Below are 10,508 nucleotides of genomic sequence, written 5' to 3' on the forward strand. Positions count from 1 at the left end.
GCCGGAAAATTTCGTATCTTTGTAACAGCCAAGCGGGACCTCCTTGTGGAAAGTCTCGCTTTTTCAGTGTTTTTGAGGCATATTCCAGCCATTTTCCGCCCTGTTTTTCGTGAAAATTCCCCGTATTCGAATTCAAATTCCAGGTATTCGCGTTAAAATTCCAATACGGACTTTTTCTCCTTCACTACTTTCAACCTATGTTTTAACACTCCGAAGTGTTGCGGAAAGTTAAATATGTTAAAGTCGTTGTGTTTTCCCGATACGGAGCACTTGAGGTGCTTGCTCTGTTAATAGGCTGTTTGAAAAAATCTTTCATAAAGTTTCGCGTAATAGCTATAATCTTTCAGAAAATTCGTATATTTGCGCATTCTTTATCAAAATGAAAGTATGAGTTACCTGATACATCCAAAAAACTACAAACCGCTCCTTAGTAAATATGACACGGAGCAGGGTATTAAAGTCATTAAGGACTTTTTCCAGGACAACTTGGCCACAGGGCTTCGGCTGCGCCGCGTGACAGGGCCCCTCTTTGTGTTGCGCGGATTGGGCATCAATGACGATCTGAGCGGTACGGAACGCCCCGTCACTTTTCCTATAAAAGATCTTGGCGACGCCCAGGCGGAAGTGGTGCACTCGCTGGCCAAATGGAAACGCCTCACGCTGGCCGACCATGAAGTGGCGGAAGGATATGGCATATACACCGACATGAACGCCATACGGGCCGATGAGGAGTTGGGCAATCTGCATTCACTCTACGTGGACCAGTGGGACTGGGAGCGGACTATCCGCCCCGAGGACCGCACGCTCGCTTTTCTCAAACGCATCGTGAAATGTATTTATGCAGCCATGTTGCGCACGGAATTTCTGGTGTGCGAACGTTTTCCGCAACTTACGCCCTCGCTGCCCGAGGAGGTCTTTTTCATCCATTCCGAAGAGTTGCGCCGACTTTATCCTGATCTCACACCCAAAGAGCGCGAAAACCGCATTACGAGGGAGCGCGGCGCCGTGTTTGTCATTGGCATAGGAGGTGCTTTGGCCGATGGCCGGCCGCACGACTTGAGAGCGCCCGACTATGATGACTATTCGACGGTGGCCGAAAACGGTTTGCCTGGACTCAACGGCGACTTGCTGGTGTGGAACGACGTGTTGGGCCGTGCCTTTGAACTTTCATCCATGGGCATTCGCGTAGACCGGCAGGCCCTGTTGCACCAACTCCGTGAGAGCGGGCAGGAACACCGGCTGCAATATTATTTCCACCGCCGGCTGGTGGAAGGCACCCTGCCGCTGAGCGTAGGTGGCGGAATAGGGCAGTCGCGCCTCTGCATGCTCTATCTGCGGAAAGCCCACATCGGTGAAATACAGGCCAGCATCTGGCCCGACGACATGCGGCGGGAGTGCGAGGCGTTGGGCATTCCGCTCATCTGAGCGTCTCCTGTCCGGAAAGCAAGAATAAGGTTTCCGTTCTTTGCAGTCGGTAGCGGCCTGCAGGGAACGGAATGTTTTTTTTACGGCACTTCGCGCCAATTCACAATAAAAATGTACCTTTACAGCACTTAAAACATTAAATCAATAAAAAATGGAAAAGATAAAAGGACTTATAGACGCCCCTTTCACCCCTTTCACCTCTGAAGGGGAAGTAAATTACGCTCCCATACCGGCTTATGCCGCCATGCTGAAGAGAAACGGCCTGAAAGGCGTGTTCATCAACGGCTCCTCGGGCGAAGGTTACATGCTCACCGAAGACGAGCGCATGAAACTGGCAGAAGCGTGGATCGGCGCCAAACCCGATGCAGACTTCAAGGTGATTGTACACGTGGGCAGCACATGTGTCAAGAGCAGCCGCCGGCTGGCCGAGCATGCCGCCAAGGCAGGCGCATGGGGCATAGGAGCCATGGCCACGCCGTTTCCGAAGATAAACCGTGTGGAAGAACTGGTGAAGTATTGTGAGGAAATTGCCGCCGGCGCCCCGTCTCTTCCATTTTATTACTACCACATTCCGGCTTTTAACGGCGCTTATCTCTCCATGCTCGATTTTCTTAAGGCTGCCGATGGACGCATACCTAATTTCGCTGGTATTAAATATACCTTTGAGAGCCTTTATGAATACAACCGTTGCCGCCGCTATGCCGACGGAAAGTTCGACATGCTGCACGGACAGGACGAAACCATATTGCCCTGCCTGGCCATGGGTGGCGCACAGGGAGGAATTGGGGGGACGACCAACTACAACGGACGTGCGTTGACGGGCATTATCGAGGCTTGGCAGAAAGGCGACTTGGAGCTGGCACGCAAGCTCCAGAACTTTTCGCAGGATGTCATTGATGTGATCTGCCGCTACCGGGGCAACATTGTCGGAGGAAAACGCATCATGAAGTTGATCGGACTGGATCTCGGTCCTAACCGTACACCTTTTCAGAACCTGACGGCTGAGGAGGAAACCGCCATGCGCTCGGAACTTGAAGCCATCGGCTTTTTTGAAAGATGTAATAAATAAAAGCATGACGGAGGAAGGGAAAAACGGTTTGTGCCTTGCATGCGTGCCGGTTTTCCCTTTCTCCTCAAAAGAAATACGGCAATGAAGAATAAAGTTTTCTTTCTTTTACTTTCAGTCCTCCTCCTGTGGCCCGCCTTTCTTCCGGCCACGACGCCGCCCAACGACAATGACCACAATTATGTGACCTATGACGCGCTGCCGCCGCTCCGAGTGAGTGGTCGTCAGGGCGTTTCGGCTCCCTTTGCCGGCATGAGCGGGCAAACGTTGCTTGTTGCCGGCGGGTGCAACTTCCCCGGCGTGGCAGCGACCGACGGCGGGGCCAAACAGTATTACGGCAACGTTTTTGCCTATGACAATCCGTCATCCGATGAAGGTACGTGGCGGGTAGTGGGGAGCCTCCCGCATGCTGTAGCCTACGGCGTGAGCGTCACTACCCCTGAAGGTGTGGTCTGCATCGGCGGAACCGACGGACGCCGTAGCCTGAAATCTGTATTCATGCTGTCCATGAAGGACGGAAACCTGCATACAACCGCCCTGCCTTCGCTCCCTGTAGCCTTGGACAACATGAGCGGAGCCTGGGGCAACGGTTATGTATATGTGGCAGGCGGGCAAACGGATGGTGTGCCGTCCGGCAAATTCTTCCGCTTGAAATATCCTGGTGGTAAAACATGGGAAACTCTGCCTGATATCCCCGGAAAAGCCCGGCTGCAACCTGTCGCCGTAGTGCAGACCGCGGCAACAGGCCCCTGTTTCTATCTTATGGGCGGATATGCTCCGGCTACGGAAAAAGAAAGAGCCGTAGTGCACCGAAACGGTTTGATTTATAATATTCAGACTCAGGAATGGACGGAAACATCGCCTGTCATACCTCAGGGAACAACTTCGGTTAAGGCCTTGACCGGTGCCGTGGCAGTGCCCAGCGGCTGCGCGCATATAGTCTTTATCGGCGGTGTGAACTATGAGGTGTTTTCTGCCGCGCTCAATCGTATGGGAGACATAGCCGAGGCGGAACGCGCAGGTAAAACCGACATAGCTGCGCGCTTGAAACTGGAGGCGTATAATTATATGTATCATCCGGAATCCTGGTATAATTTTAACAATGAACTGATTATTTATCACACGCTCACAGACACATGGGTCACAGAGTCGCACTCTCCTTGTCTGGCCCGTGCCGGCGCAGCAGTTGTGGAACATGACGGTTCGTGGATTGTCGTCAACGGTGAAAAGAAACCGGGAGTGCGCGCGGATGATGTCAACGTAGTGACAATGGGTGCGCGTACCGATTTCGGCCTTCTCAACTGGAGCGTTTTAATCGTTTATCTGCTAGGCATGCTTCTTCTGGGGTATTATTTTATGCGCCGCGAGAACAGTTCGGAGGATTTCTTCAAAGGCGGTGGACGTATCCCTTGGTGGGCGGCAGGCATCAGTATTTATGCCACAATGCTGAGCGCCATCACTTACATGGCTATTCCGGCAAAGGCATACGCCACCGACTGGACATATTATCCCATGCTCATCACCATACTGATTGTTTCCTTCCCGGTCATCAAGTACTACTTGCCTTTCTTCAGACGGCTTAATGTGACAAGTGCTTACGAATATCTGGAGCGGCGGTTTAACTATACCACGCGTCTGATGGCCAGTCTGCTCTTCATTATCTTTATGGTGGCGCGAATGGCATTGGTGCTTTATCTTCCTTCCTTGGCGCTGACTACCGTTACAGGTATCGATATCTACACTTGTATAGTGCTGATGGGAGTTGTTACCATTATTTACTGTACGATGGGTGGTGTAGAAGCAGTGATATGGGGCGATGTTATACAGGGAGTCATCTTGGTTGGCGGCGCACTGCTGGCAGCCGGCTATCTGATACTTAACACGGAAGGCGGAGTGAACGGATTTTTCGACATAGCCCTGCAAAATGATAAGTTCCGCCTTTTCGACTGGAGTTTCGACTATACCAAAGCGACCTTCTGGATTGTTATTCTTGGCGGTCTGGCCAACAATTTGATTTCTTATACTTCTGATCAGACAGTCATACAGCGTTATCTTACAACTAAGGATGAAAAAAGTGCCAGCCGTGGTATTTTGATGAACGGAATCATGAGTGCGTTTATTTCTGTTGCGTTCTATGCCATCGGAACCGGACTCTATACCTTCTTCAAGACACATCCGTCGGAACTCGATTATACTATGAGCAATTCTGATGCCATCTTCCCGTTCTTTATGATGAGCCAGCTTCCCGCCGGATTGGCCGGATTGCTCATAGCGGCTATTTTCGCCGCAACAATGTCTACAATTTCTTCTAATATCAATTCCGTGTCAACGGCATTTTCCATTGACGTCTATAAAAAGTTCAAACCGCAGTCCGACGACCATGAAATGTTGCTTGTAGCAAGAAGGACCTGTGTGATAGCGGGTATTATCGGTGTGTTGCTCGCTGTATTGATGGCTACCTGGAACATACTGTCGCTGCTTGACTATTTCAACACCATTCTCGGACTGCTTTCAAGCGGATTAGGAGGACTTTTCATTATGGGCATATTCTTCCCCCGTATCAACGCGCGTTCTGCTCTCATCGGATTTGTCGTTGGAACAGTCGTGGTCTTCTATCTCAATTACTTCACACCTGTATCATTCCTCATATTTGGTGCTGTGGGTATGGTCGTTTCAGTAGCGGTAGCTCTTCTGGCTTCGGTCTTTACCCGTGAGAAACACCGGCAGGATGGCCTGACGTGGAGTTCCTTGAAAAAGTAATACTCAGATTATTTTCATACATAAAAGAATAGATTCATGAAAGAGACAGATTTCAAAATATTGGCTGAACAATATAAATCAGAATTACTGGATAAAGTCATTCCATTTTGGCTTGAAAAGTCGCAAGACCTGGAATATGGCGGTTACTTCACATGTCTGGAGCGTGACGGTACGGTATTCGACACCGATAAATTTATCTGGCTTCAAGGGCGTGAGGTGTGGATGTTCGCCACCTTATATAATAAGGTAGAGAAGAAGCAGGAATGGCTTGACTGTGCCCTTCAGGGAGCAGAGTTTCTTAAGAAATATGGACATGACGGTCATCTTAACTGGTATTTTGCTCTCGACCGTGAAGGTAACCCTCTTGTGGAACCGTATAATATATTCTCGTATACCTTTGCTGTAATAGCTTTCGGACAACTCAGTATCGCTACCGGCAATACTGAGTATGCGGACATAGCCAAGCGCACGTTTGATATTGTACTTTCCAAGGTTGATAATCCTAAAGGCCGGTGGAACAAGGCTGCTTCGGGAGCCCGTGACATGAAGAGTTTTGCACTTCCTATGATTCTTTGCAACGTGGCATTGGAAATAGAATCCCTACTTGATCCCGATTTCCTCAAACGCACTATTGATACTTGTGTACACGAGGTAATGGATGTGTTCTATAGGCCGGAACTGGGGCTTATTGTCGAACATCTCGGCACTGACAATGAATTGGCAGACAATTTTGACGGCCGTTTGCTCAATCCCGGGCATGCCATCGAAGCCATGTGGTTTATCATGGATTTAGGCAAACGCCTTAACCGTCAAGACCTCATTGAGAAAGCCGTACAGATAGCGTTGAACGAAGTGGAATACGGTTGGGACAAGGAGTTTGGCGGCATATTCTATTTTATGGACCGTCTTGGCCGCCCGGTGCAGCAGCTTGAGTGGGACCAAAAGCTATGGTGGGTGCATATTGAGACACTTATCACGATGCTCAAAGGCTATCGGCTGACCGGAAACCAGCAGTGTCTGGAATGGTTCAAACGTGTCCATGACTATACATGGTCACACTTTGCCGATAAGGAGCATCCCGAATGGTTCGGGTATCTGAATCGCCGTGGAGAAGTGCTTCTTCCGCTTAAGGGCGGCAAATGGAAAGGCTGTTTCCACGTGCCCCGCGGTCTTTTCCAGTGCTGGCAATTATTGGAGGAACTAGCCAAAAAAGAATAAGAGTTTTTTTGTGGCGGACAAGATACCGACAGGGATGATCATTGTTCTTTTAGGGTCCAGAGTGTTTGTGCCTTTCTTGTCTGCCAGTGCTGGTGTTCATATACTTTTTGTCGACTAAATAATAAGACTAATGATACTTTCCTCACTTTCAGAAAGCGCGCGGATAGAAGTCCTTCATCCTTTGCTTAAAACACTCTTCGATTATGTGAAGAGCAATGATTTGTCTGCCGTTCCTGCGGGACGTATAGAAATCCTTGGCAACGATCTGTTCATTAATGTGGCCGATGCCGAATTGCTTTCTGCCGATTCTCAAAAACTCGAAGTGCACCAAGCTTATTTGGACGTACACATCCCCTTGAGTGGTGACGAGATTATAGGATGGCGTGCGCTCTCCAGCCTGAGCGCAGCTCCTGACGTCCCTTTTGATGTGGAAGCCGATTATGCGCTTTATACCTCACCGGCTTCAACCTATGTCACGGTCCGTCCCGGCGAGTTTCTCATCGTTTATCCTGAGGATGCCCATGCCCCCATTATAGGGCGGGGAAAACTTCGCAAGCTCATTGCTAAAGTGAAACTGACTGAATAGTCCGGTTTTCTCCATCCTTTTATTTATAAGCCAGACATTCATAGAAAGAATGCGCCGGACAATTCATCTCCAAGATTGTCCGGCGCATCTTTTGCGGCCTGTCGGTTGTCGCAACCTGACCGCATGACATAGAAAAAGTCCCAAATCTTTATCCTGAAAATATAACATGACTGGAATTGCGGATATAAGATTTGGGACGGTCCCCCTTCACAGGGAGGCATGGGCTTTATTCTTAAGCGCTAATACCATTCAAAACGTTCTTTAAGTTTGCAGAAATACCGCCTGCTGGCAGTCAGTTCCACCGTATCGTAGGGCGGACACAGCCGGCATCGGCGCGTGTTGTTTTCCACGGCGGCCAAATAGGTCAGATTGACAATGCAGCCGGAATCAATGCGTACAAGTTCCGGCGTGAGTGCCAGCAGGTCGCCGGCCGAAGTGCCTGACGGAAGCCGGTGCACACTCTGGTCCGTGAGGATGAGCTGCCACGTCCGCATGCCACGGTCATATTGCGCCATCAGTATTTCGTTGATGCGTAGCAACAACAGTTCTTTCACCGTTTGCAGCGCCAGTTTGCGCGACATTTCTCCGCCTATTGTCAGATCGTTGCCCGGCAGCCGTGAGGCCGTTCCGTTGTTGTGCATCATGCGTTCAATGATCTTGCGCAGTTCTTCCACCTTGTATGGTTTCAGCAGAAAGTCGAATGCCGACAAGCGTATGGCCTCAAGCATGTAATGGCTGTAGCCGGTGTAGAAGACCGCGTGGAATGTGAACGATAAGCGTGGCCTGATAGATTCCAGAAAGTCCAGACCGCTTTTCCCGGGAACCTCCACGTCGAGAAACACTACATCAGGCTGCAGTTCCATGAGCGGCAAGGCCGCATCGGAATAAGAAGAAAAGGTGTGCACTTCCCTCACTTCCGGCTGTTTTCTCAAGTCATCGGCCAACGTTTCCAGCGGCCCTTTCTCATCGTCGATGACAAAAGCACTGATCAGGTGCTTATGTGAATTCTTCCTCATATTTTCCGCAAAATTACTATTTTTTCAAACTTAAATAACGGCCTTTCGAGAGGGTACCCGTTCAAGTGGCGGTATTTCTGTTCAAATGGCAGAAATAGGCGCTTATATGGTGACTTTTTATTTTACGAACCCAGTTATTCAAAGCGGTATCCCTCGGGAATGACAAACTCCACCCGCGTGCCGTGTTCCGGCGCCTGCAGGTTCTTTATGTGAAATTGCGCTGCCCGTCCGTTGCGCGAATTAAGCAACTCGAAAGTGCGTGCCAGTATGCGCAGCCCCGATCCGGTGTCGCGGCCGGTGGATACCGTCTGTCCGGGATGGAAACCGTCGCCGTTGTCCGTTATCGTCAGGTGCAGGGCTTCGGACTCAATGCGTGCCGTTATGTCTATGCGGCTTTCCGCCGTGAGTGTTCCGAAAGCATGTTTCAGGGCATTCTCCACAGGAATTTGCAGGCACATGGCCGGTACGGGCATAGCCGGACACACCTCTGCCGATACGTGCCATTCCACCGCCGGCCGGCTGCCGCAAGTCGCGTGGTGGAGCGCTACGAAACGCTCCACCATGACGCGTTCTTCGGCCAGGGAAACGACGGCCTTGTCGGACAACAGCAGGTTGCTCCGCAATACGTCGATGAGCAGTTCCAGCGTAGGGGACAGTTCGGAGTAGGCGCGGAATTTCGGCAATATGGTTCCTAAAACGTTAAACAGATAGTGCGGCTGCATGCGGTTGCGGACGATGTTCATGCGCAGTTGGGTCACCTGTTTCAGCTGCCGGCGGTAACGGCGCTCGTTACGGCGCTTCATTGCCACAACTAGGACAGACGCCACCAGAACGATACCTACGAAAAGGAGTGCGAAGCCGAACAGATAAGCCCGTTGCCGCGATGTCTTGGCCTCATAGCCGGCTATGACCACCTGCTGGTGGAGCAGCGTTGTGTCGCGGCGATAACGGTTCTCCATTTCGGTAATATTGTTGATTACTTGTAAATTGCGCAGAGAGTCATCGCAGTTCTTGGCCAGCGTCAGGTAGTGCAGCGCCTCGCGCCACTGTCCGCGTTTCTCGGCATAGTGTTGCAGGCGTTCGTAATGGCGTATCCTGTAGCGCGGCACCATAACCGGCAGAGTGTCGGCCTTTCGCAGCAGGCGACCGGCCTCTTCGGTGTGTCCCTGAGTCAGTGCCAGATGGCCGGCCAGGCTGCCCACGTAGAAGCGCAGCGAGGGATCGGCATCGGGATGAGCTTCGGCAAAGGCCGCGCCGTCGCGGATGTAGGCCTCCGCTTTGTCCGTTTGTCCGGCCATGAGCAATGTTTCGCCTATGTTGCCGTTGCAGATGGCCAGATGCGGTGCGCTGTTCATTCTTTCAGCCAGGGCACGCGCCTCACTGAAAGCAGCCAGAGCCTCATCATAACGTTTTTGAAAGAAAAGGCTGTTGCCGCGCGTGATGTGGAAGAACATTTGCCCCGGCACCGTTTCGGAGTGGAGAAACTGTGCGGCCTCGTTGAGGTAGCGGTCGGCCTCCTTGTAGTTTTCCAGTTGTATGTATACCAGTCCCAGTCCCGCTCTTACCGCCATCAGGTCGCGGTGGCGTCCGGCCGAATCGGCCAGCAGGTGGGCTTCGTGATAAGCTTCGGCGGCCGCTGCCGGCCGTCCCAGTGTGAATTCCGTGTCGGCCAGATTAATGTAACCGTTAATGCGGTCGGTCACCGGCGCCCCCTTGGCAAGCAGCGGCACAGCCTGTTTCAGGCAAACGAGGGCTGTGTCAAACCGGCCTGCCTCCATCATTTCCACACCCCGTTGCAGCCAGGCCGTGCCTAGCAGGGGGCCACGGTCCTGCGGATGTTGCCGGCACCATGTGTCTACGAGCTTCCAGGCCTTCATGGGAGCTTCGGCCTTGCCCTGACGCCGTTCCGCCACACTGCGGAAGAGCATTACGCGCAGCCATGCCACTGTGTCGTGGCGCAAGGAGTCGGCCAGCGCAGTCAGTTGCCGTTCGGTGCTGGCCGGATCGGTGTATAGCTCGTTCAGGCGCTGGCGGATGAGGCTGTCAGCGTGTTCCGCCGTAGCCTGGCACCGGTTTGGTCCCTCCTCAGGCCGGCACAGGGAGAAGGTGCCCGCAACGGTGGCCGCTATGAGCAACAAGCCTGCCAGTAACAGCCGTTGCCGGTTTTTTCCGCTGAATATATTGTTTTGTTTTCTTCGCATTTTTTGAAAATCTTTATTGTGCAAAGTTAACAATACTCCGATAATTATGTGTCGATATACGGCACATAATATGGAATATGTTTTCAAGAGCATCGCTTTTTTCTGTTTCTTAAACTTTATCTCTCCTGCGATTTGTTCCTTCCGGGCAAGTTGTACGGCAGTGAGGACGTATTTTAACACAATTTGCTTTCCGGCGGAAAATATCGTATCTTTGTAACAGCCAAGCGGGACCTCCT

The 10,508-nt window shown here is 51.4% G+C and carries 7 protein-coding genes; 5 read left to right on the plus strand and 2 right to left on the minus strand.

Going from position 1 to position 10,508, the window contains the following annotated elements:
• Positions 1 to 387 precede the first annotated feature (387 nt).
• From asnA to C5S62_RS12180, 5 genes are all read left to right on the plus strand, one after another.
• Complete coding sequence (gene asnA / locus C5S62_RS12160) at positions 388 to 1,425, plus strand: aspartate--ammonia ligase (protein ID WP_104405649.1); 1,038 nt, start codon at positions 388 to 390, stop codon at positions 1,423 to 1,425.
• 151 nt (positions 1,426 to 1,576) lie between these two features.
• Complete coding sequence (locus C5S62_RS12165) at positions 1,577 to 2,494, plus strand: dihydrodipicolinate synthase family protein (RefSeq protein ID WP_104405650.1); 918 nt, start codon at positions 1,577 to 1,579, stop codon at positions 2,492 to 2,494.
• Between the two features lie 81 nt (positions 2,495 to 2,575).
• Complete coding sequence (locus C5S62_RS12170) at positions 2,576 to 5,251, plus strand: cyclically-permuted mutarotase family protein (RefSeq protein ID WP_104405654.1); 2,676 nt, start codon at positions 2,576 to 2,578, stop codon at positions 5,249 to 5,251.
• A 36-nt stretch (positions 5,252 to 5,287) separates the two neighbouring features.
• Positions 5,288 to 6,469 carry an AGE family epimerase/isomerase gene (locus C5S62_RS12175; RefSeq protein WP_104405651.1) on the plus strand — a complete coding sequence of 394 codons (1,182 nt, stop codon included), beginning with the start codon at positions 5,288 to 5,290 and terminating at the stop codon, positions 6,467 to 6,469.
• 130 nt (positions 6,470 to 6,599) lie between these two features.
• Positions 6,600 to 7,055 carry a YhcH/YjgK/YiaL family protein gene (locus C5S62_RS12180; protein ID WP_104405652.1) on the plus strand — a complete coding sequence of 152 codons (456 nt, stop codon included), beginning with the start codon at positions 6,600 to 6,602 and terminating at the stop codon, positions 7,053 to 7,055.
• A gap of 239 nt (positions 7,056 to 7,294) precedes the next feature.
• Here C5S62_RS12180 and C5S62_RS12185 read toward each other — a convergent pair whose 3' ends face one another.
• A complete protein-coding gene (locus C5S62_RS12185) occupies positions 7,295 to 8,071 on the minus strand; it encodes a LytTR family DNA-binding domain-containing protein (RefSeq protein ID WP_104405653.1) in 777 nt (258 codons plus the stop codon).
• 134 nt (positions 8,072 to 8,205) lie between these two features.
• Positions 8,206 to 10,272, minus strand: coding sequence for a tetratricopeptide repeat protein (locus tag C5S62_RS12190; RefSeq protein WP_190311589.1), 2,067 nt, complete (start codon positions 10,270 to 10,272; stop codon positions 8,206 to 8,208).
• Positions 10,273 to 10,508: the final 236 nt, after the last annotated feature.

This window comes from Prevotella sp. MGM2, assembly GCF_002933955.1.
Taxonomy (GTDB): domain Bacteria; phylum Bacteroidota; class Bacteroidia; order Bacteroidales; family Bacteroidaceae; genus Alloprevotella.

What these genes read in the sequence shown, in the direction of transcription:
- asnA (WP_104405649.1), top strand. Translation starts at nt 388, where the DNA reads ATGAGTTACCTGATACATCCAAAAAACTACAAACCGCTCCTTAGTAAA.
- C5S62_RS12165 (WP_104405650.1), top strand. Translation starts at nt 1,577, where the DNA reads ATGGAAAAGATAAAAGGACTTATAGACGCCCCTTTCACCCCTTTCACC.
- C5S62_RS12170 (WP_104405654.1), top strand. Translation starts at nt 2,576, where the DNA reads ATGAAGAATAAAGTTTTCTTTCTTTTACTTTCAGTCCTCCTCCTGTGG.
- C5S62_RS12175 (WP_104405651.1), top strand. Translation starts at nt 5,288, where the DNA reads ATGAAAGAGACAGATTTCAAAATATTGGCTGAACAATATAAATCAGAA.
- C5S62_RS12180 (WP_104405652.1), top strand. Translation starts at nt 6,600, where the DNA reads ATGATACTTTCCTCACTTTCAGAAAGCGCGCGGATAGAAGTCCTTCAT.
- C5S62_RS12185 (WP_104405653.1), bottom strand. Translation starts at nt 8,071, where the DNA reads ATGAGGAAGAATTCACATAAGCACCTGATCAGTGCTTTTGTCATCGAC.
- C5S62_RS12190 (WP_190311589.1), bottom strand. Translation starts at nt 10,272, where the DNA reads ATGCGAAGAAAACAAAACAATATATTCAGCGGAAAAAACCGGCAACGG.